This is a genomic window from Pseudomonas putida, from assembly GCF_025905425.1.
Classification (GTDB): domain Bacteria; phylum Pseudomonadota; class Gammaproteobacteria; order Pseudomonadales; family Pseudomonadaceae; genus Aquipseudomonas; species Aquipseudomonas putida_AF.
This window is the reverse complement of sequence record NZ_CP109603.1, coordinates 3702332-3723972: the sequence shown is the minus strand read 5'-3', so window position 1 is coordinate 3723972 and position 21641 is coordinate 3702332. Positions and strand designations below refer to the sequence as shown.

General features: G+C 62.4%; 19 protein-coding genes and 2 pseudogenes. 14 read left to right on the top strand and 7 right to left on the bottom strand.

All coding sequences use genetic code 11. The features are described 5' to 3' along the window. Positions 1-54: 54 nt before the first annotated feature. The 3 genes and pseudogenes from OGV19_RS16595 to OGV19_RS16585 all read left to right on the top strand — a co-directional run bounded on the left by OGV19_RS16595 (position 55) and on the right by OGV19_RS16585 (position 602). The gene (locus OGV19_RS16595; protein ID WP_264309744.1) at positions 55-210 is read left to right on the top strand and encodes a hypothetical protein; all 156 of its coding nucleotides are present in this window, start codon (positions 55-57) and stop codon (positions 208-210) included. Positions 211-245: 35 nt separating this feature from the next. After that, a pseudogene (locus tag OGV19_RS16590) lies at positions 246-486 on the top strand (pertactin-like passenger domain-containing protein). An 8-nt stretch (positions 487-494) separates the two neighbouring features. Further along, entirely contained in the window at positions 495-602 is a 108-nt protein-coding gene (locus OGV19_RS16585; RefSeq protein WP_264309743.1) for an autotransporter outer membrane beta-barrel domain-containing protein, read from the top strand. 564 nt (positions 603-1166) lie between these two features. Here the strand turns inward: OGV19_RS16585 and OGV19_RS16580 are convergent. The 5 genes from OGV19_RS16580 to OGV19_RS16560 form a co-directional block, all read right to left on the bottom strand. Further along, positions 1167-1889, bottom strand: coding sequence for a fimbrial biogenesis chaperone (locus tag OGV19_RS16580; RefSeq protein ID WP_264309742.1), 723 nt, complete (start codon positions 1887-1889; stop codon positions 1167-1169). A gap of 60 nt (positions 1890-1949) precedes the next feature. Beyond that, positions 1950-2426 carry a fimbrial protein gene (locus OGV19_RS16575; RefSeq protein WP_264309741.1) on the bottom strand — a complete coding sequence of 159 codons (477 nt, stop codon included), beginning with the start codon at positions 2424-2426 and terminating at the stop codon, positions 1950-1952. A 209-nt stretch (positions 2427-2635) separates the two neighbouring features. After that, positions 2636-3046 carry a PA2817 family protein gene (locus tag OGV19_RS16570; RefSeq protein ID WP_264309740.1) on the bottom strand — a complete coding sequence of 137 codons (411 nt, stop codon included), beginning with the start codon at positions 3044-3046 and terminating at the stop codon, positions 2636-2638. 77 nt (positions 3047-3123) lie between these two features. After that, positions 3124-5571: an acyl-CoA dehydrogenase gene (locus OGV19_RS16565; RefSeq protein ID WP_264309739.1), complete on the bottom strand. Its 2448-nt coding sequence runs from the start codon at positions 5569-5571 to the stop codon at positions 3124-3126. Between the two features lie 133 nt (positions 5572-5704). Beyond that, a complete protein-coding gene (locus OGV19_RS16560; protein WP_264309738.1) occupies positions 5705-7213 on the bottom strand; it encodes a hypothetical protein in 1509 nt (502 codons plus the stop codon). A gap of 172 nt (positions 7214-7385) precedes the next feature. On the opposite strand from OGV19_RS16560, the gene OGV19_RS16555 reads away from it, so the two are divergent. The 3 genes from OGV19_RS16555 (at position 7386) to OGV19_RS16545 (ending at position 9852) form a co-directional block, all read left to right on the top strand. Beyond that, positions 7386-8009: a glutathione S-transferase gene (locus tag OGV19_RS16555; RefSeq protein WP_264309737.1), complete on the top strand. Its 624-nt coding sequence runs from the start codon at positions 7386-7388 to the stop codon at positions 8007-8009. A gap of 134 nt (positions 8010-8143) precedes the next feature. After that, entirely contained in the window at positions 8144-9076 is a 933-nt protein-coding gene (locus tag OGV19_RS16550) for an ABC transporter ATP-binding protein (RefSeq protein WP_264309736.1), read from the top strand. Continuing rightward, a complete protein-coding gene (locus tag OGV19_RS16545) occupies positions 9073-9852 on the top strand; it encodes an ABC transporter permease (RefSeq protein WP_264309735.1) in 780 nt (259 codons plus the stop codon). Before OGV19_RS16550 ends, OGV19_RS16545 begins: the two co-directional genes overlap by 4 nt. A 12-nt stretch (positions 9853-9864) precedes the next feature. On the opposite strand, the pseudogene OGV19_RS16540 reads toward OGV19_RS16545, so the two are convergent. Continuing rightward, positions 9865-10362 (bottom strand): annotated as a pseudogene (locus OGV19_RS16540) (DUF2062 domain-containing protein); the annotation flags it as partial. A gap of 142 nt (positions 10363-10504) precedes the next feature. Between OGV19_RS16540 and OGV19_RS16535 the strand changes: the two are divergent. The 8 genes from OGV19_RS16535 (at position 10505) to murB (ending at position 17481) form a co-directional block, all read left to right on the top strand. After that, on the top strand, positions 10505-12721 hold the full coding sequence (locus OGV19_RS16535) for a DNA internalization-related competence protein ComEC/Rec2 (protein ID WP_264309734.1): 2217 nt from the start codon (positions 10505-10507) through the stop codon (positions 12719-12721). 213 nt (positions 12722-12934) lie between these two features. Further along, the gene (locus tag OGV19_RS16530) at positions 12935-13570 is read left to right on the top strand and encodes a flagellar polar localization protein PocA (protein WP_264309733.1); all 636 of its coding nucleotides are present in this window, start codon (positions 12935-12937) and stop codon (positions 13568-13570) included. Then, a complete protein-coding gene (locus OGV19_RS16525) occupies positions 13567-14001 on the top strand; it encodes a flagellar polar localization protein PocB (protein WP_264309732.1) in 435 nt (144 codons plus the stop codon). The genes OGV19_RS16530 and OGV19_RS16525 overlap by 4 nt, the downstream gene beginning before the upstream one ends. Continuing rightward, positions 14001-15011 carry a tetraacyldisaccharide 4'-kinase gene (gene lpxK / locus OGV19_RS16520; protein ID WP_264309731.1) on the top strand — a complete coding sequence of 337 codons (1011 nt, stop codon included), beginning with the start codon at positions 14001-14003 and terminating at the stop codon, positions 15009-15011. The genes OGV19_RS16525 and lpxK overlap by 1 nt, the downstream gene beginning before the upstream one ends. Before the next feature lie 43 nt (positions 15012-15054). Next, positions 15055-15240: a Trm112 family protein gene (locus tag OGV19_RS16515; RefSeq protein WP_003247142.1), complete on the top strand. Its 186-nt coding sequence runs from the start codon at positions 15055-15057 to the stop codon at positions 15238-15240. After that, complete coding sequence (kdsB, locus tag OGV19_RS16510) at positions 15237-16001, top strand: 3-deoxy-manno-octulosonate cytidylyltransferase (RefSeq protein WP_264309730.1); 765 nt, start codon at positions 15237-15239, stop codon at positions 15999-16001. Before OGV19_RS16515 ends, kdsB begins: the two co-directional genes overlap by 4 nt. After that, entirely contained in the window at positions 16001-16465 is a 465-nt protein-coding gene (locus tag OGV19_RS16505; protein WP_264309729.1) for a low molecular weight protein-tyrosine-phosphatase, read from the top strand. The genes kdsB and OGV19_RS16505 overlap by 1 nt, the downstream gene beginning before the upstream one ends. Continuing rightward, the gene (murB, locus tag OGV19_RS16500) at positions 16462-17481 is read left to right on the top strand and encodes a UDP-N-acetylmuramate dehydrogenase (protein ID WP_264309728.1); all 1020 of its coding nucleotides are present in this window, start codon (positions 16462-16464) and stop codon (positions 17479-17481) included. Before OGV19_RS16505 ends, murB begins: the two co-directional genes overlap by 4 nt. Positions 17482-17681: 200 nt before the next feature. On the opposite strand, the gene rne is transcribed toward murB, so the two are convergent. Further along, positions 17682-20891, bottom strand: coding sequence for a ribonuclease E (gene rne, locus OGV19_RS16495; protein ID WP_264309727.1), 3210 nt, complete (start codon positions 20889-20891; stop codon positions 17682-17684). Positions 20892-21641: the final 750 nt, after the last annotated feature.

Sequence of the window (21641 nt, the reverse complement as noted above, 5' to 3'; positions counted from 1 at the left end):
TGATAAAAATGCCAGTTGTTTGAAGTGTGCTTCCGGCTCAAGTGCCAACTGACATTGGGCAACCAAGCCAGTCTTACCGGCAGTCTGACCAATGTCGAGGCGCTGGCGCTCAATGATGGCGGGCGCTGGAATATGGTAGAGGACAGTGAGGTCGGCCAATTGTCGATGGCGGGGGATGATTTGGTGAAGCCACGCAATACCAGCGGTTGACCCTTGGCAGCCTGTCGGGCAGCGGTACCTTTATCATGGATGCCGACTTCAGCACTGGTGAAGGCGACTTTCTCGATATCACAGGGACGGCCACCGGTAGCCACGCTGCTGGTCGGCAGCAGTGGTAACGAGCCAACCCAGGAGAACAACCTGCACCTGATCCATGCGGCGGCGGGGGATGCACAGTTTGCGTTGGTTAACGGTGCTGTGGGTTTGGGTGCTTTCTCCTACGGTTCGATAATGATCTTTCTGGTTCGCGGGGCGAGCTGGGTGTAGGGGTGGCCATGTCGTTGATGGACCGTCTGCAGGTGCTTGCCGATTTCGACTACAGCAACGGCAAAGCGCTGGATCAGCCTTGGGGTGTCAATCTGGGCGTTCACTACAGCTGGTAAATGCAGGAGCGAGCTTTGCTCACCCTGGTACGGATCGGTTGGAGGTTGGCGTATGCAAAGTGAACAATCATGCGTGGTTGACGACCCACGTTTCCCGCCGCCCTGGGTGGAAGGCTCGCTTGAGAGCCTGACCGGGGGCTACCAATGTTCTTCTTGTCACTTTGTTACAGGCCCCGCTTCGCGTAGAGGTCACACCGTGGCCGGAATCTCCGCAGGATGACTACTTCATTGAAGTGCCTACGCTCCACCTCAGGGTTACTGCGTATAACGGGGTTGTGCAGGATTCGGCCTGGGAGCGGATCGTGGTGCTTTGATATTCGATGGCGAGGTGTTGTTGGGCGGCGTAACAGCAGACTACCTCAAAAGCCATGACGATGCGTTGTTCGCGTCGTACGGCTGGTCAATACGACATCCCCCTGCACAGGATTTCGCCCAAGTCTTTTTTAAGTGTGCTGAAACTTGATCAAACGTTCATCGTTAACGTGTATGTCAGTTTCGATCAAGGCCAGACTTGGCCGGAGCATCACAATTGCCCTATTTACAGCCCTGCATTACGCGCCTGAATCATGGCAGTGGCTTTTCTACCGCGCGTGTCGTGCCACCGAAATCGTTGATTGTGGTAAAGACCACGTGCAGCCCCGATGCAGGTTTGGTTGATTTGAGTTCGAAAGACTGGTTTTGCAGCGGCAGGGCCATCAATGCCGTGTCGATTTTTTCAACCTTCCCTGCGCTGCCCACTTCAAGGCGGCCGAAGGTGTAATGGTAGGGGGACGGGTTGTAGACCTGCAGATACGTTTTGCCATGCTTGTTGGCCAGTGACCATTGCAGGCTTTCCAGGTGCTGCTCCGGTGAGCCTTTTAATTGGCTTGGCCGGTAGAACAACTTGATACGCGTACGCAGGGCAATTTTCAAAACATTCGTTTGGCCAGAATCCACCTGGGGGATTTCCTGGATATTGAAGTAGAACAACGATTCGCGATCGTCAGGTAAATCGTTTGGCAGTGCATTGATCTTTACCAGTTGCTCGCGCTTGGGGTCGAGGCGGAACAGCGTAGGGGAAACGGCAAACGGAACGCTGGTGCTAGTGTCGTCAGCTTGGGTATTGACCCAGGCCTGCACGGCATAGGGCGCTTTGCTGGGGTTGGCGACAACGACTGAACTGCTGTGCTTGTCACTGGGGTGGACAACGCGGGTGGCACTGATGGTCAATGCCGCTTCGCTGGTTGAGGAAAGCGTCGCGAGGCAGGCGAAGCTGAGTGCGTACTTGCGCAGTGTGGTTATGGACATGGCGGGACCGGCATGAGAGGCGAGGCGAAAAAGTCCCCTGGCAGCGCCAGGGGGCTTGAATCAGCGGATATCAACACTAAAGGTGATGTTGGTATCGATCTGCCCTTCGGTCACTGTTGCTGCAGTGCTGACAAGGCGAGCCGAGAAGACCATATCGGTATCTCTAGCGTCAGTCACCTCGTAGGCGCCCGATTCAGTACCGGGGCTGAGGCGGCTCGTGATGTCGTTGATCGCCAGGCCCAGGCCGGTGGTGTAGCCAAGGCCGCTTCTGAGGGCATAGAGCGTGTTAACAGTCGGGTGGGGGCCGTAGCCCGCGAGGAAGGTAGCGTGAGCATTCTGTATGCCGGTCACGCAGGTTGCCGGGATACGCAATGCAAAGTATTTCGCTGGCGTTTCCTGTGCGGCTGCGGTGAAGTTGAATGAGTTGTAATTACCCAGGTTGATCAGGGGCAGGCTTGGGCCCCCTGGGGTAACGACGTCGATGGGGCAGGTGCCAGGGCCGGTGACAGTGCCTTCGAAGTTGATGATGCTGGCCATTGCCGCGCTGCTGCAGAGGCTAAGTGCAAGCACAGATAGTGTTTTTTTCATTGAATGATCCCTGTGTGTTAGAGCGCTGCGAACTCGTCTCTCAGCGCGCTGGCAGAGTACGCAGGGCAACACAGGGGCGCTGTAGGTAAAGGCTGCAAACTCCAGGGAAAAAGGCCACTTGAAGTTTCGTTCAGCACCCTTAGCGAGGCAGCGAAGGATCAGTGGCGAGTATCGGCCGCCCTCGAAGCCAGCAGCTGCTTTTGTTCAAACCAATCGAAGGCCTCGCCACGCTGTTCGCATTCGTAGCGGCGCTCTTCCAGTGCCTGGTACAGGCTCAGTTCTTCATCGGGCATGAAGTGCAGGCAGTCGCCGGCGAAGAACCACAGCAGGTCCCGTGGCACCAGGTGGGCGATTTGCGGGTAGCGCTGGATGACCTGGCACATCAGGTCCTGGCCCAGGTACTGGCTTTGCAGTGGGTCTTGCGGCAACAGCGCCAACAGTTCGTCGAAACGTTCGAGAAACAGGGCGTGGTTTTCTTCCGGTACCTGCTCGGCTTCACCCAGTGCCACCAGGATGGTACGCAGGTGGTTCAGCAGTTGCAGGTGGTATTCCAGGTGGGGGTTGGCCATTGAGCGGTCCTTGGGGTGGTTGAAACGGGGGCGGAGTATACGCCGGTGGGGAAGGGGCCGCAAAACGGCCCCCTGGCTCAACGTACTTTGCCTTGTTCAGGCCGCAACTGCGCCTTGTCGAAGGCATCCACCTCGATCACCGCCCGGCGGGCTTGCTCAGCCGCTTGCAGCCGTTGCCCTTCATCCGGCTGCAGTGCGCCACTTGCGACTGCTGCATCGATCACCGATTGCTCGGGGGCCGGGTGAACCTTGTCTTCCTTGATCGCCCGCTGCAGCGCCTTGCGCAGGGGGGCGGTTTCGTCCAGCAGGTCGCAGGCCCGTTGCAATGCGGCCACGGGGTCACCGTCTGCTTTTGGCCTGAAGCAGCCGCTGAGCAGTTCTTCCAACGCCGGGTCGCCTTTGCAACGGCCAATCAGCGCCGCCACTTCGGCATCCAGCTCATCGCTCGGGCCGGTGTGGCGACGGCCAAAGGGGAATACCAGCACGCGCAGCGCACAGCCGACAAAGCGGTTGGGGAAGTTGTCGAGCAGTCGGTCCAGGGCATTTTCCGCCTGCCCCAGGCTTTCTTCCATGGCCCAGCGCAACAGCGGCTGCATGTGCTCGGGTGAGCCCAAGTCGTGATAGCGTTTGAGCGCGGCGCTGGACAGGTACAGGTAGCTCAGCACGTCGCCCAGGCGCGCACTCAGGCGTTCGCGGCGCTTGAGCGCGCCGCCTAGCAGCATCATTGACAGGTCGGCCAGCAGGGCGAAGGCGGCAGCCTGGCGGTTGAGGGCGCGGAAGTAGCCTTGGCTCAAGGCATCTCCCGGTACGCTCTCCAAGCGACCCAGGCCCAGGTTGAACACCAGCGTGCTTGCCGCGTTACCGGCGGCAAACATGATGTGCTTCATCAACAGGTCGTCGAATTCCTTGAGGGCCTGGTCGCGGTCTTCGCGGCCGGCCAAGGCCATCTCCTTGAGCACGAACGGATGGCAGCGGATCGCCCCTTGCCCGAAGATCATCAGGTTGCGCGAGAGGATGTTGGCGCCCTCGACGGTGATGAAGATCGGCGCACCTTGCCAGTTGCGGCCGAGGTAGTTGTTAGGGCCCATGATGATGCCCTTGCCGCCATGCACGTCCATGGCATGCTGAATGCACTCGCGGCCACGCTCGGTCAGGTGGTACTTGAGGATCGCTGACAGCACCGAGGGTTTTTCACCCAGGTCCACGGCCTTGGCGGTCAGTAGCCGGGCGCTGTCCATCAGCCACGCGTTGCCGCCGATGCGCGCGAGGGACTCCTGAATGCCTTCGAAGGCGGCCAGTGGTACGTTGAATTGCTCGCGAATGTTGGCGTACTGGCCGGTGACCAGGCTGGTGTACTTGGCCGCGCCGGTGCCGACCGCAGGCAGGGAGATGGACCTGCCCACCGACAGGCAGTTCATCAGCATCATCCAGCCCTTGCCGAGCATGGCCTGGCCGCCAATCAGAAAGTCCAGCGGCACGAATACGTCCTTACCGCTGTTGGGGCCGTTCATGAACGCCGCGCCCAGCGGCAGGTGACGCTTGCCGATATCCACGCCAGGGGTGTCGGTGGGGATCAGTGCCAGGCTGATGCCCAGTTCCTCTTCATCACCCAGTAGGTGGTCTGGATCGTAGGCCTTGAAGGCCAGGCCCAGCAGGGTGGCGACCGGGCCGAGGGTGATGTAGCGTTTCTCCCAGTTCAGGCGCAGGCCGAGCACCTCTTCGCCGTTCCACTGGCCTTTGCAGATCACACCGGTGTCGGGCATCGCACCGGCGTCGGAGCCTGCCAAGGGGCCGGTAAGGGCGAAGCAGGGGATCTCCTGGCCGCTGGCCAGCCGCGGCAGGTAGTGGTTACGTTGTTCATCAGTGCCATAGTGCAGCAGCAGTTCGGCCGGGCCCAAGGAGTTGGGCACCATCACCGTGGACGCCAGGTCTCCGCTGCGTGTGGCGAGTTTCATTGCCACCTGGGAGTGGGCGTAGGCAGAAAAACCTTTACCGCCGTATTCTTTGGGAATGATCAGGGCGAAGAAGCCATTGTGCTTGATATGCGCCCAGGCTTCGGGCGGCAGGTCGAGGTCCTGGCCGATCTGCCAGTCGCTGACCATCGCGCAGAGTTCTTCGGTGGGGCCATCGAGGAAGGCCTGCTCTTCGTCGGTGAGTTTGGGTGCCGGGTAGGCGATCAGGGTGCGCCAGTCGGGGCGGCCACTGAACAGCTCGCCGTCCCACCACACCGTCCCTGCGTCGATCGCTTCGCGTTCGGTTTGCGACATGGGCGGGAGGGTGCGCTGGAACCAGTTGAATACCGGGCCGGTGAACACCTTGCGCCGCCAGTCGGGCAGTGCCACCAGGGCAACCTTCAGTGCCAGTACGCCCCAGATCAGTGCCAGCAGCCAGCTGGGTGCACGGCTGAATATGCCCATCAACAGCACGTAGGCTGCCATGAGGCCCAGTATCTGCAAGGGTGCCATGCGCCGATGCGTCAAAAACGCCGCGCCTATTACCAACCCCACCAACCACAACAGCCACATAGTCTTTCCTCCATGGAACTGGGTGTTCGCAACCGTTGCCAAGAGCTTAGCCTGCCGCTTCGCAAAGGCCTGACCTGAACAGTGACAGGTTGTGGCTGGAGGAGTTCGCTTTCAGATGCTTCAGAGCGGCTAATCAGGCCTTGTTCCACTGGGCCACGAATGCTTCGGCCGTCATCAAAGGCACAGGTACGATGATGTAGGCCCAGTACCAGTCAGTCTGGCCTTCCATCATGGCCTGGACGACGGCGAACCGGCTGAGCAGGTTTGGCGTGAAGATGCCTGCCTGATTTACGTAGCCCCCGCCCGCCAGTACCGTCCATTTTGTCTGGTCAGGTGGCACCTCGATTTCTTTGCCTTTTTGGATGTAGAAGAAGCGCAGTTTCAAACGGCCCTGGGCCAGTTCGGTCTTGATGAACAGGTTAGGGACGTCGTTCAGTATCACGAAAGTGGAGGTGAGTGGGAGCGAACCAGTACCGGTCAGGACCCGGTCGATCCTAATAGGCGTATCGAAGGACGCTTTTGTCGCTGTTGGCTCGTCGCACAGGCTGTTATCTGCCCGGTGGATCTGCGGCTTGGACGGTGCGCTGTAGTCACACAGGTAACCTTTGGGTTTCAAGGTGCCGTGGCCGACGCCTTCAAAACCCCAATTCAGGGGGGCAGTGCCTAATGGGGCAACCTCAATCTGGTGTGCAGTGCTGCCGGCACCTACTACGGCTACCAGTGGGTCTGGGTGAAGAATCAGCGGCTCATCGGCTGGCGGCCTGCTCTCGCGGTTGAATGTATATGACGCCTTGAAAGCGTTGTCACCACTCCAGTCAAATTGGTTACACAGTACATAGCCCCAAGGCAAGAGCAGGCCTGCAAGGTCTGTGAAGGTGGAGAGCAAATCTACGTCGTGCACTTCGGTTGCAAGGATATAGGCCGCCAATTCATCCCAGGGCGTGCTGTCTTGGGGGGGGAGCGGGTCTCCTGTATTGCCATCCTTTTTCATGACCTGGAGAACGTGCGCGCCTGATTTTGGGTGCTTGCGCACTTGAAACTGAAGATTTTTCAGAAGCCAGTCGGCCTCTTCACGGGCGTCGACCACATGAGGTTGGACGATGCGCTGCTCGGCCGGCAAACCGTTGAACCGTTGGCGGAAAGCGTCCCCTAGCTCGGTGTCGCGCGCTTGTGACCCAGCTGCCTGTACGTAGAATTCGGCGTTCTTTGTGATTTTTAATGTGAGGGGTGTATCGGGGCCTGCGCAATGCCCGACAAACCCATCCAGTGGAAATTCCTGATAGAGGAACTGCGGTTCGTCTTTAGTAAACGCTACGACGCTGTCCAGATTTGCCCTGGGCTTACCGCCAAACATGTGCGTGGACCAGATGAAGTTGGCGTAGGACATCATGCGTGATTTGAGCTGCACGCGGTCCTCAAGGTACTTCACAACGGGTTTGGCCAGTTTACTGATGATGACTTCGCGGGTTGTACTCTTGAGCCTTTCATAATGAATGGTCTCATGCAGAGCCGGGACGAGTGGTAGTGACATTTCACGCAACGCATTGATTTTGGCGGCGTCGAAGATGATATGCATGCGCCAGCCCCGCATGTCGTGATTGGGCTGGATGGGCGTATCGGTGCTTGCCGGTGTTTGTTCCATGATGACGCCTCGCGTTATCTCGTTTAGAGGCGATTTCAGCATTGGCGCAGCCCGGTCGCTACTGGCAGTTTTATCAGGTGGGCGAGCCATGGCGGCGCTTGGCGCGGTTTAGGCTGCAAGCTGGAGAGTGCGGGGGTAGACTCTCCCTTCTCGTACATTCAGGGATGTCGACATGTTGAAGATTTGGGGTCGCAAGAATTCGAGCAACGTGCGCAAGGCGCTGTGGATCGCCCATGAACTGGGCCTGGACTTCGAGTCCATCGACGCCGGCGGCGCCTTCGGCGTGGTCAACGAGCCGCACTACCGCGCCCGCAACCCCAACGGCCTGGTGCCGATGCTCGAAGACGGCGACCTGACGCTGTGGGAGTCCAATACCATCGTCCGCTACCTCTGCGCCGAGTACGGCCAGGAGCAGGGTTGGTATCTGGAAGACCCGCGCCAGCGGGCCCTGGCCGACAAGTGGATGGACTGGACGACCTCGTCCTTCGCCACCCCGTTCCGCCCACTGTTCTGGGGCCTGCTACGCACGCCAGAAGACCAGCGCGACTGGGTCGCGATCAACGCCGCGCACAAGCAGTGCGCCCAGTTGCTGACCATCGCCGACGAAACCCTTGCCAAGCAGCCGTACCTGTCCGGTGACCAGATCGGCATGGGCGACATCCCACTGGGTAGCTTCATCTATGCCTGGTTCGAAATGCCCATCGAGCGCCCGGCCATGTATCACCTGCAAGCCTGGTACGAGCGCCTGAAGCAGCGCCCGGCCTATCAGGCGGCGGTGATGACCGCGCTGACTTGAGCCTGCCTCGATAGTCATTATCAATACATCTGACTGTACTTGTGCGGCCAGGCCTTGCACCATGGCCGCACTCACTGCGCCAGTGACTTTGCCTGGCGTGTCCTGAACCTTTTTTTTTTGGTAAATGGCCCGCTATGAGTTCCGCCCTGTCCATCCGACAGCTGACCAAGACCTACGGCAATGGCTTCCAGGCCCTCAAAGGCATCGACCTTGATGTTGCCGAAGGCGACTTCTTCGCCTTGCTCGGCCCCAACGGCGCCGGCAAATCCACCACCATCGGTATTCTGTCGACCCTGGTCAACAAGACCAGCGGCACGGTGAACGTGTTCGGCCACGACCTGGACCGCGAGCCGTCGGCGCTCAAGCGCTGCCTGGGCGTGGTGCCGCAAGAGTTCAATTTCAACCAGTTCGAAAAGACCTTCGACATCGTCGTCACCCAGGCCGGCTACTACGGCATCCCGCCCAAGCTGGCCAAGGAGCGCGCCGAGCAGTACCTGACCCAGCTTGGGCTGTGGGATAAGCGCGACGTACAGTCGCGTTCGCTGTCCGGCGGCATGAAGCGCCGGTTGATGATCGCCCGTGCCTTGATCCACGAGCCGCGCCTGCTGATTCTCGATGAACCCACCGCAGGCGTGGACATCGAGCTGCGCCGTTCGATGTGGAGCTTCCTCACCGAGCTCAACCAGAAGGGCATCACCATCATCCTGACCACGCACTACCTCGAAGAGGCCGAGCAGCTGTGCCGCAACATCGGCATCATCGACCACGGCACCATCGTCGAGAACACCAGCATGCGCCAGCTGCTGGGCAAGCTGCATGTCGAAACCTTCGTCCTCGACCTCAAGCAGGACCTGCCGGCAGCGCCTGCGCTGCAAGGCTACCCGTGCCGCCTGATCACCCCGCATACCCTGGAGGTGCAGGTGGACAAGGACATCGGTATCACCGCGCTGTTCGGCCAGCTGGCGCTGCAAAATATCGAAGTGCAAAGCCTGCGTAACAAGACCAACCGACTCGAGGAGCTGTTTGTGTCCCTGGTGGAAAAAAACCTGTCGAAGGTGGCCGTATGAGTGTGGAACTGCGCACCAATTGGGTGGCCCTCAACACCATCGTCTACCGTGAAGTGCGGCGTTTTTTGCGCATCTGGCCACAGACCCTGCTGCCGCCAGCGATCACCATGGTCCTGTACTTCGTCATCTTCGGTAACCTGATCGGCCGGCAGATCGGCGACATGGGCGGCTTCACCTACATGGAGTACATCGTGCCGGGGCTGATCATGATGTCGGTGATCACCAACTCCTACGGCAACGTGGTGTCGAGCTTCTTCGGCAGCAAGTTCCAGCGTTCGATCGAGGAGCTGATGGTATCGCCGGTATCGCCGCACACCATCCTCGTCGGCTATGTGCTGGGCGGCGTGTTGCGCGGGCTGGCGGTGGGGGTGATCGTTACGATCCTGTCGATGTTCTTTACCCACTTGCAGGTACATCACCTGGGTGTGACCGTCGTTGTGGTGCTGCTGACGGCCACCATCTTCTCGTTGCTGGGCTTCGTCAATGCGGTGTTCGCCCGCAACTTCGACGACATCTCGATCATTCCGACCTTCGTGCTGACGCCGCTGACCTACCTGGGTGGGGTGTTCTACTCGATCAACCTGCTGCCGCCGTTCTGGCAGGTGGTGTCACTGGCCAACCCGGTGCTGCACATGGTCAACTCGTTCCGCTACGGCATCCTAGGGGTGTCGGATATCAGCATTGGCACGGCGATCACCTTCATGCTCGTCGCCACTGCGCTGCTGTACATGCTGTGCATTCGTCTGCTGGTCAGCGGTCGCGGCATGCGTGCATGAGCACTTGAGTTTGCGCCGGCGCCACTGCCGGCCAACCCACCAGCGCCAGTACAGCAAGGTGGTGAAGTAGGCTAGGATGCCCAGCACTACGCCGCACACCACCGAGCCCAGCAGGAAGGGCTGCCACAGGGTCGACAGCTGGTCGGTAATCCATTCGAAGGTTAGATCGTCAGGCAGGGTGCGCGGCGGAATCTGCAACAGCCAGGCGCCGGTCATGTAGGTGACGAAGAACACCGGTGGCATGGTCAGCGGGTTGGTCAGCCACACCAGGCTTACCGCGATCGGCAGGTTGCCGCGTACCGGGATCGCCAGCGCAGCAGCCAGCAGCATCTGCATGGGGATAGGGATGAGCGCCGCGAACAGGCCCACGCCCATGGCCCTGGCCACCGAGTGCCGGTTCAGGTGCCAGAGGTTCGGGTCGTGCAGCAACTTGCCGAAAAAGCGTAAGGACTTGTGTTCCCGAATGCTGGTCGGATCCGGCATGTAGCGTTTGAAGAGGCGGCGCGGCATGTAGGCTCCCGGGGCGTTGATCGGGGCAGTATGCCTTGAATCCCTAACAGCCTCGTTTAGAGTTTGTGACAATTGTTGAGCAAGCTTTGCCGGCATTTGCGCTATGCCTCAGGAGGTCATTTCGCTTCTGGGGCTCTACCTTATGCGCACAGGGATGTTTGCGCTCGCGCTCGGGCTGTTGTGCCTGGGCTTTCTCCCGATGCTGCCATCGGTCGGATGGCTTCTTCTGCTGTCGCTGGGAGCTGTCGTCAGCCTGTTCACACGGCTCTGGCCGTTGGGCTGCTTTCTTTTGGGGATGTGCTGGGCTTGCTGGTCGGCCCAGCAAGCGCTGGATGACCGACTTGCGCCTGGGCTCGATGGCCGCACGTTGTGGCTGGAGGGCAGGGTGGCTGGCCTGCCGGGCCGCACCGCGCAAGGTGTGCGTTTCGAGCTGGAACAGGCCTCTTCACGGCGTGCCGAATTGCCACGGCGCTTGCAACTGAGCTGGTTCGACGGGCCGCAGGTGAGGGCGGGCGAGCATTGGCGGTTGGCGGTGACCTTGCAGCGTCCTGCCGGGCTGCTTAACCCGCATGGGCCTGATCGGGAGGCGCAGTTGCTGGCCCGGCGGATTGGCGCCACCGGCACGGTGAAAGCAGGGCAGGTGTTGACCGCTGTAGGTGGGGGCTGGCGTGACCAACTGCGCCAACGCCTGTTGGCGGTGGAGGCCCATGGCCGGCAGGCGGCGCTGGTGGCCTTGGTGCTGGGGGATGGCGGGGGCCTGGCACGTGCCGATTGGCAGACACTGCAGGCCACCGGTACGGTGCACCTGCTGGTGATCTCCGGCCAGCATATCGGCCTGGTTGCGGGCTTGCTGTATGGCCTGGTCGCCGGGCTGGCACGTTGGGGGCTCTGGCCCGCACGGTTGCCCTGGTTGCCCTCGGCCTGCGCCCTAGCAATGACGGCTGCGCTCGCCTACGGCTGGCTCGCCGGTGGCGGTGTGCCGGTGCAGCGGGCCTGCCTGATGCTGGCCGTGGTGTTGCTGTGGCGCCTGCGTTTTCGTCATCTTGGCGCGACGCTGCCATTGCTGCTGGCGCTGGTCGCGGTGCTCTTATTTGAACCCTTGGCGGCGCTGTTGCCGGGATTCTGGCTGTCTTTCGCCGCCGTGGCGACCTTGATCTACTGCTTCAGTGCCAGCCTGGGTGGCTGGCGGCCCTGGCAGGCCTGGACGCGTGCGCAGTGGGTGATCGCCATCGGCTTGCTGCCGGTGCTGCTGGCCACTGGCTTGCCGGTGAGTTTGAGTGCACCGTTGGCCAACCTGCTGGCCGTGCCGTGGGTCAGCCTTGCGGTGTTGCCGTTGGCCCTGCTGGGCACCCTACTGTTGCCCGTGGCGGGTGTAGGTGAGGCGTTGCTGTGGCTGGCCGGGGGCTTGCTGGAGGTGCTGTTCAGGGTCTTGGCCTTGGCCGCGAGCTGGCGCCCGGCGTGGGTGCCGCCGGCCTTGCCGCTGTGGGCCTGGTTAGTGGTGTGCCTGGGTGCGCTGCTGGTGTTGCTGCCCCGTGGCGTGCCCTTGCGCGGGCTGGGCGGGGCCATGCTGCTGGCGTTGTGGGTGCCCAGAGAGTCGGTGCCGTCGGGGCAGGTGGAAATCTGGCAGTTGGACGTCGGCCAGGGGCTGGCAGTGTTGTTGCGTACCCGTCATCACAGCTTGCTTTACGACGCCGGGCCGGCCAAAGGTGAATACGACGCGGGGGAGCGGGTAGTGTTGCCGACCTTGCAAAAGTTGGGCGTAAGCCGCCTGGATACGCTGTTGATCAGCCATGCCCATGCCGACCATGCCGGGGGCGCGCCGGCCATTGTGCGGGGCATGCCGGTCGCGCGGGTGCTCGGTGGCGAAGCGCTGGAGGGCATTGGGCTGCAGCCTTGTGTCAGTGGTGAGCATTGGGAGTGGGATGGTGTGCGCTTTTCGCTCTGGCATTGGGCGCAAGGGCAAAGCAGCAATGATCGCTCTTGCGTGTTGCTGGTCGAGGCGCAAGGGGAGCGATTGCTGTTGGCGGGTGATCTGGAAGCCGCTGCCGAACGGGCCTGGCTGGCGTCCACTGAAGCGCCTCGCATCGACTGGCTGCAGTCCCCGCACCATGGCAGCCGCAGTTCGTCCACAGAGGCGTTCATCCGCGCTACGGCGCCCCGTGGGGTACTGATTTCGCGGGGGCGCAACAATGGTTTTGGCCATCCGCATGCACAGGTGGTGGAGCGTTATCGGCGGCACGGGCTGGCGATTCACGATACGGCAGTGGAGGGGGCCTTGCGGCTGGTGCTGGGCACTCAGGGTGAAGTGGAGGGTATAAAAGGGCGGCGGCGTTTCTGGCGTGAGGCTGGCGATGGTTGATAGGGCCCCTTCGCGGGCAAGCCCGCTCCCACCGGTGCAGCACCCCTTTCAGGTTTGGTGCTGTATCTGTGGGGCTTGCCCGCGAAGGGGCCCGACAAGGCAACCGAGAACCCAAGGTGGCAACTGGGGCAGGCCAATTCCCTGACCTTCGGCAGATGAGCCGCCTGCGCGCCTATGGTAGAGTGGCGGCCTTTTTCCGAAGGGGCGTTTACTGTGTGGGAATTGGTCAAGTCCGGTGGTTGGATGATGCTGCCGATCATTCTGAGTTCCATCGTTGCCATGGCTATCGTCGTCGAGCGCCTGTGGACCCTGCGCGCCAGTCGCGTGACCCCGCCGCACCTGCTGGGCCAGGTGTGGATGTGGATCAAAGACAAGCAACTCACCAGTGACAAGCTCAAGGCGCTGCGCGCCGATTCGCCGCTGGGCGAAATCCTTGCCGCGGGCCTTGCCAACTCGCGCCATGGCCGCGAAATCATGAAAGAGTGCATCGAGGAGGCCGCCTCGCGCGTCATCCACGAACTGGAGCGCTACATCGGCACCCTCGGCACCATTGCCGCGATGGCACCGCTGCTGGGGCTGCTGGGCACCGTGCTGGGCATGATCGACATCTTCAGCGCCTTCATGGGGTCGCAGATGACCGCCAACGCCGCCGTGCTGGCCGGGGGTATCTCCAAGGCCCTGGTTACCACTGCGGCGGGTTTGATGATCGGTATTCCGGCGGTGTTCTTCCACCGTTTCCTGCTGCGCCGCATCGATGAGCTGGTGGTCGGCATGGAGCAGGAGGCGATCAAGCTGGTCGAAGTGATCCAGGGCGACCGCGAAGTCGAAGTGGCCGGAGGCAAGGCGTGAAGTTTCGGCGCAATCGCCAGCGGGAGAACGTCGACATCAACCTGGCGTCGCTGATCGACGTGGTGTTCGTCCTGCTGCTGTTTTTCGTGGTCACCACCACCTTCACCCGCGAGACGCAACTGCGCGTCGAACTGCCCGAAGCCTCGAGCGCCGAGCAGCCACCGGCCGATGAAGGCAAGCGGGTGGAAATCACCATCAGCGCCGAGGGCGTGTATTCGGTCAACAACAACCTGCTGCCCAAAAGCGACCTGGCCACCTTGAGCGAGGCCATCGAGCGTGTGTCGGAGGGCGATCACACATTACCGCTGGCAATCAGCGCCGATGGCAAAACCCCGCACCAGGCAGTGGTTACCGCGATGGATGCGGCCGGCAAGCTCGGTTTCAGCCAGCTGCGCATGACCACCGTCGAGGCGGCTCAGGGGACGCCTTGATGGCCTTCGCCGACCGCTTGCTCGCGGCCTGGTACGCCGGGCATCCGGCTCTGGCGCTGCTGCGCCCCCTCGAAGCCCTTTACCGCCGTGTGGTGACGCGCAAGCGTGCGCGTTTTCTGAGTGGTGAAAGTGCCAGCTACCGTGCCCCGTTGCCGGTCATTGTGGTGGGCAACATCACCGTGGGTGGTACCGGCAAGACGCCGATGATCCTCTGGCTTATCGAACACTGTCGTAAACAGGGGATCAAGGTGGGTGTGGTCAGCCGTGGTTATGGCGCCCAGCCGACGCAGTTGCCTTGGCGCGTCGAGGCCGATCAACGCGCCGACCAGGCCGGTGATGAGCCGCTGCTGATCGTCCAGCGCACGGGCGTACCGCTGATGATCGACCCCGACCGGTCCCGTGCCGTGCAAGGGCTGTTGGCCAGCGAGCCGCTCGACCTCATTCTGTGCGATGACGGCATGCAGCACTACCGCCTGGCGCGTGACCTGGAGCTGGTGCTGATCGACGCCGCCCGTGGCCTTGGCAATGGCCGCTGCCTGCCGGCCGGGCCGCTGCGTGAGCCGGCCGAACGCCTGCAGGAGGCCGACGCCGTGCTGTTCAACGGTGCCAGCGCTGACATTGATGCAGGTTTTGCCTTTCGTCTGCAGCCCTCGGCGCTGGTCAACGTGCGCAGCGGCGAGCGGCGCGGCCTTGATCTTTTTCCGGCTGGCCAGCGTCTGCACGCGGTGGCGGGCATCGGTAACCCGCAACGTTTCTTCAATACCCTGCAAGGGCTAAACTGGCAGCCGGTGCCGCACCCGTTCGCCGACCACGCGCAATTCAGCGCCGAGCGCCTGTCGTTCACGCCACCGTTGCCGCTGGTGATGACCGAGAAGGATGCGGTCAAATGCCGTGCCTTCGCCGCCGACGATTGGTGGTACCTGGCCGTCGAGGCGCAGCCGTCGCCTGCGTTCAGCGCCTGGTTCGACAGCCAACTGCAACGCTTGCTGCCTGGACACTGCAAGCCCTGAGCCCCTTTTCAATTTCCGGCCACCTGGCCTCAAGGAAGCTTCCATGGACACCAAACTGCTCGACATCCTGGCCTGCCCGATCACCAAAGGCCCGCTCAAGCTCAGCGCCGACAAGACCGAGCTGATCAGCAAGGGCGCGGGCCTGGCTTACCCGATCCGCGACGGCATCCCGGTGATGCTGGAAAGCGAGGCGCGTACCCTGACCGACGACGAGCGTCTGGACAAATGAGCCTGGACTACACCGTGGTGATCCCGGCCCGCCTGCGCTCCACGCGCCTGCCGGGCAAGCCGCTGTTGCAGATCGCCGGCAAGCCGATGGTCCAGCACGTGTGGGAACAAGCGCGTAAAAGTGCTGCCAGCCGTGTGGTCATCGCCACCGACGATGCCAGCATCGTCGAGGCCTGCCAGGCGTTTGGCGCCGAAGTGCTGCTGACCCGCGACGACCACGAGTCCGGTACCGATCGCCTGGCTGAAGTGGCTGCGCGTCTTGGGCTCCCTGCCGAGGCCATCGTGGTCAACGTGCAGGGCGACGAGCCGCTGATCCCGCCGGTGATCATCGACCAGGTGGCGGCCAACCTGGCGGCCCACCCGGAAGCCGGCATCGCCACCCTGGCCGAGCCGATTCACGAACCTCAGGCGGTGTTCAACCCTAATGCGGTCAAGGTCGTCAGCGACAAGAACGGCCTGGCCTTGAGCTTCAGCCGTGCGCCGCTGCCCTGGGCGCGTGATGCCTTCGCCAAGGGCCGCGAGCAGTTGCCGGCAGGCGTGCCGTACCGGCGTCACATCGGCATGTATGCCTACCGTGTGGGCTTTTTGCAGGACTTCGTCGGTTGGGGCCCGTGCTGGCTTGAGCAGACCGAGGCGCTGGAGCAGTTGCGTGCCCTGTGGCATGGCGTACGCATCCATGTCGAAGACGCCATCGAGGCGCCCGCCGTGGGTGTCGATACCCCTGAAGACCTGGAGCGCGTACGGCGCTTGCTGGAGGCCTGATGCGCGTCCTGTTCGTTTGCCTGGGCAACATCTGCCGCTCGCCTACCGCCGAAGGCGTGTTGCGTCATCAATTGCAGGCCGCAGGGCTTGCCGAGCAGGTGCACGTGGCGTCTGCCGGTACCGGTGACTGGCACGTCGGCAAGGCACCCGACAGCCGTACCTGCAAGGCGGCACTGGCGCGTGGGTATGACCTTTCGCAGCAGCGTGCCCAGCAGGTGAAGGTGGCCCACTTTGCCGAGTACGACCTGATTCTGGCCATGGATGAGAGCAACCTGAGCCACTTGCGTGCCATGCGCCCGCATTCGGCGTCGGGTGAGCTCGACCTGTTCCTGCGTCGCTATGAAGCGCCCCAGGATGAAGTGCCAGACCCGTACTACGGCGGTGCTGACGGTTTCGAGCAAGTGCTGGACCTGATCGAGGCGGCGTGCCAGGCGTTGGTCGTGGAAATCAAGGGGCGGTTATGACGGCGCGGTGGCACGAGCAGGTTTCGCTCAAGCCTTACAACACGTTTGGTATTGACGTTAAGGCACGGCATTTCAGCCAGGCGCATGATGATGGCGAGGTGCGTGAGGCGTTGGCCGAGGCGCAGCGACGGGGCCTGCCGGTGCTGGTCATTGGTGGTGGCAGCAACCTGCTGTTGACCGGTGATGTCGAAGCGCTGGTGCTGCACATGGCCAGCCGTGGCCGCCGCGTTGTCAGCGATGACGGCGATCGCGTGGTGGTCGAAGCCGAGGCGGGTGAGCCCTGGCCTGCGTTCGTGCAATGGACGCTGGCGCAGGGGTACTGCGGGCTGGAAAACCTCAGCCTGATCCCGGGCACCGTGGGCGCTGCGCCGATGCAGAATGTGGGCGCCTATGGCGTCGAGATCAAGAACGTGTTCGCCGGTTTGACCGCGCTGGACCGCCAGACCGGCGAGCTGCGTGATTTTGGGCTGGACGAGTGCGCCTTTGGCTATCGCGACAGCCTGTTCAAGCGTAACCCTGGGCGTTGGTTGATCTTGCGCGTGCGCTTTGCGCTGAGCCATACGCTGCAAGCCCATCTGGATTATGGCCCGGTGCGCCAGCGGTTGATGGAGCAGGGCGTTGAGCACCCCAGTGCGCAGGCGATCAGCGATGCCATCTGCAGCATTCGCCGCGAGAAGTTGCCAGACCCGGCGGAGCTGGGCAATGCCGGCAGTTTTTTCAAGAACCCGGTGGTGCCTGCCGAGCTTGTCGAGGGTATTCGAGGGCGCTTCCCCGGTGTTGTGGCTTACCTTCAGGCCGATGGCCAGGTGAAGCTGGCGGCAGGGTGGTTGATCGAGCAGGCGGGCTGGAAAGGGTATCGCGATGGCGATGCGGGTGTGCACCGGTTGCAGTCGTTGGTGCTGGTCAATTATGGCCAGGCGAGCGGGGCGCAGTTGCATGACCTGGCGCGGCGTATCCAGGCGGATATCCGCGAGCGGTTTGGGGTTGAGCTTGAGATGGAGCCTAACCTGTACTGACAGCACCAGGACGGCGCAAATCTTGGAGCAGCCTTGTGCTGCGAAGAGGCCCGTAATGGCTACAGAGATGCATTGCCGATAACACCGCCTTCGCAGCGCAAGGCTGCTGCTGCCGGGACCGGGTTGAAACTACGATACAGCAAGCAAGAAAAAGCCCCGCCAGTTCACACTGGCGGGGCTTTTTCATTCAGCCGTGGCTATCAACCGTGATGAGGCTTGTGCTCATCAGCGGTTTCCAAGGCAGTTTCCTGCGTCGATGCAGCTGCTTCCTGCGCGGCTTTGGCTGCAGCCTCGGCCTCACGCTTGCGGCGACGCACTTCACGTGGGTCGTTAGGTGCGCGGCCGTTGGCCAGCATGACAGTGGCGGCTTCGACTACTGCAGGTGCTTCGACCGGTGCAGGCTCGGCAGCAACTGGGGCGAGCTCGGCGACCACTTCCGGCTGGGCTTCGGCAACCGGAGCAGGTTGCTCGATTACCGATGCCTGCTCGACGAAGGCAGGGGCCTTCTCGACCTCGCCGGCTTCGACCGCAGGTGCTTGCACAGGGGCTTCGGCAACCACTGCCGGCTCAGCCGCAGGGGTTTCTTCGACTGCCGGCTGTGGCGCAACTTCTACCACAGGTTCAGCAGTAGCCTCGACCACCACTGGCTCGCTGACGGGTTGTTCGACCACTGGAGCAATGGCGACTTCCTCGGCTTGCGCAACGGCTTCGGCCTGATCGGCCGGCTTGGCGGCTTCGCTGTTGTCGGTTTCAGCGACTTCGGCGGTTGCGCGCTCGGCTTGCTGGTTGGCTTGCGCTTCGGCGTCGGCGCTGATGTTGCTGCTGGCGACAGCGGCTGTTACGGCAAGGCCCGCAGCCAATTCTGCACCCAGCTCGGTGGCCTGGTGCTGCTCTGGCTGCTCTTCGCTGCCTTCGTCTTCGCTGCCTTCGATCAGCTCACCGTTGGCATTGCGCTGACGCTCGCGACGGTTGCTGCGACGGCGCTGGCCGCGGGAGCGGCGGCGCGGGCGCTCGCCATCTGCACCTTCCTGCTCGTCTTGCAACAGCTCGTCGTTCGGCAGTTGCTCTTCGGCAAGCTCAGCAGCCTGCTCGGCGGCTTCTTCGGTTGCACGTGGCTGGCGCTCTTCACGTGGTGGGCGTGGGGCACGCTCTTCACGGGGGGCGCGTTCTTCGCGAGGTGCACGCTCTTCACGTGGAGCACGCTCTTCGCGAGGGGCGCGCTCTTCACGTGGCGCACGTTCTTCACGTGGGGCGCGCTCTTCACGCGGGGCACGTTCTTCACGTGGTGCACGTTCTTCACGGGCTACACGCTCTTCACGCGGCTGGCGTTCTTCGCGTGGAGCTGGGGCCGGAGTGGCTTCCAGAGGCTCGCGCAGTTCACGTACCGGGCGTTCTTCACGGTTGCCGCGACGGTCTTCGCGTGGCTGGCGTGGTTGACGCTCTTCGCGAGGCGCGCGTTCTTCACGTGGGGCACGTTCTTCACGCGGGGCGCGTTCTTCGCGAGGCTGGCGCTCTTCGCGTGGGGCGCGCTCAGCACGCTCTTCGCGTGGCTTGCGCTCTTCATCGCGGCGGCCGTTGCGGTTGCGGCTCTGCTGGCGGCCGTTGCGACGCTCTTCGTTGCGCGGGGTGCGTTCAGCGGCTGGCTTTTCGGCCGTGACGGCCGGTGCAGCTACAGGTTCGTCCTTGCCGGCGAACAGGCTGACCAGCGACTTGACCAGGCCTTTGAACAGGCTCGGCTCTGGGGCGCTTGGTGCTGGGGCTACCGGCGCGGCTGGCTGCTGCGACTCTTCGACAGTGCTCGGCACTGGCGCGTTGGCGCGGGCAGGGGCAGTCTTGACCGCGGCTTCCTGGCGAACCAGGGTGCGTGTGGCGGTCTGCTGCGGCGCTTCTTCGGTCTCGGTCGCGGCGATTTCGTAGCTGGACTGGTTGTTCAGCACTTCCGGGTTGTCGTCGCGCAGGCGCTGGACTTCGAAGTGCGGGGTTTCCAGGTGATCGTTCGGCAGGATGATGATGCGTGCGCGAGTGCGCAGTTCGATCTTGGTGATCGAATTGCGTTTCTCGTTGAGCAGGAACGCGGCCACCGGGATCGGCACCTGGGCGCGCACTTCGGCGGTGCGGTCCTTCAGTGCTTCTTCTTCGATCAGGCGCAAAATGGCCAGCGACAGCGATTCGACGTCGCGGATGATGCCGGTTCCCGAGCAGCGTGGGCAGACGATGCCGCTGCTTTCGCCCAGCGATGGACGCAGGCGCTGACGGGACATTTCCAGCAGGCCGAAGCGCGAGATGCGGCCAACCTGAACGCGGGCACGGTCGGCTTCAAGGCACTCGCGCACACGCTCTTCAACGGCGCGCTGGTTCTTGGCCGGGGTCATGTCGATGAAGTCGATGACGATCAGGCCGCCGATATCGCGCAGACGCAGTTGGCGGGCGATTTCCTCGGCCGCTTCCAGGTTGGTCTGCAGGGCGGTTTCCTCGATGTCGCTGCCCTTGGTGGCGCGCGCCGAGTTGATGTCGATGGAGACCAGGGCCTCGGTCGGGTCAATCACGATCGAACCGCCGGACGGCAGGTCGACGACGCGCTGGAAGGCGGTCTCGATCTGGCTTTCGATCTGGAAGCGGTTGAACAGCGGTACGCTGTCTTCGTACAGCTTGACCTTGCTGGCGTACTGCGGCATCACCTGGCGGATGAAGGTCAGGGCTTCTTCCTGGGCGTCGATGCTGTCGATCAGCACTTCGCCGATGTCCTGGCGCAGGTAGTCGCGGATGGCGCGGATGATGACGTTGCTTTCCTGGTAGATCAGGAATGGCGCGGCGCGGTCAAGGGAGGCTTCCTTGATGGCGGTCCACAGCTGCAGCAGGTAGTCGAGGTCCCACTGCATCTCTTCGCTGCTGCGGCCAAGGCCGGCAGTGCGCACGATCAGGCCCATGTCGCCCGGCACGGTCAGGCCGTTCAGGGCTTCGCGCAGTTCGTTGCGCTCTTCGCCTTCGATGCGGCGGGAGATGCCGCCAGCACGTGGGTTGTTGGGCATCAGCACCAGGTAGCGACCGGCCAGGCTGATGAAGGTGGTGAGGGCGGCGCCTTTGTTGCCGCGCTCTTCCTTCTCGACCTGGACAATGACTTCCTGGCCTTCGCTGAGGACGTCCTTGATGTTGACGCGGCCTTCGGGGGACTTCTTGAAGTACTCGCGGGAGATTTCTTTCAGCGGCAGGAAGCCGTGACGTTCGGAGCCGAAGTCGACGAAGGCGGCTTCGAGGCTAGGTTCGATGCGGGTGATCTTGCCTTTGTAGATGTTGGCCTTTTTCTGCTCACGCGCGCCGGACTCGATATCCAGGTCGTAGAGGCGTTGGCCATCCACCAGGGCTACACGCAACTCTTCGGGTTGAGTCGCGTTAATCAGCATTCTTTTCATGTTGTACCGTCGGTTTCCGGGCTGCCGGAAACGGCGTTCGGCACACACGACGTCTCATGGTCGGTGCCAAGGTGCGCAAAGGGTGGCGGGGCCACCCCCGTGTCGAGCGACGTTCGGCACCAGCCGGTTGCCCAGCCTGCCGTTGTCACGACGACGCGTCCTGTTTGCTGCGGTGCCTACCAGGCCTTTGTGGCTTTCGAATAGGTATCCGAATCAACCAAGCGGGCCAAGTGCACTCAGTCAGGAGGAGGAATCAACCTTCAGCCGTGGACGCCCGGAGGCATCTGTTTCAGGACCTTATCCGCTCGCCGGCCATGTCAGTGGGCCGGTGGCCGGACGCGGTGCTACACGGTCCGAGGGCTGTGCATCTCCACCCTGCACGTATCCCTGATAATTCGGGTGCTGCCGCGCGCTGAATCCGCAACGGGTTGCATTTTTCGCCAGCGCGGGTTCCGCGCTGGCGCCATTCATGTCCAAGGCAGGTATTTCCGGAGTATTCGCCGTGCGTTGCGTGGAAGCGACGAGGCGGGCAGAGGTGCAGCGAAAAGAATCGGGTAAGCAGGTGAAACACCGCACTTGTCGTTTTTTTTCGGTCTTCTCTACACAGCGCTGGTGGCGATTCCAGGCAATTCGGTAAACTGGCGAAAACCCCGTAGGACGGCCTCGCGTCCTGGAGAATTGCGAAGGTCAGGAACCGGCGAAGAGCCTGGTGCCGCTGGCCTGCCGCTTTTGGCGGCGTTCGCGACTATA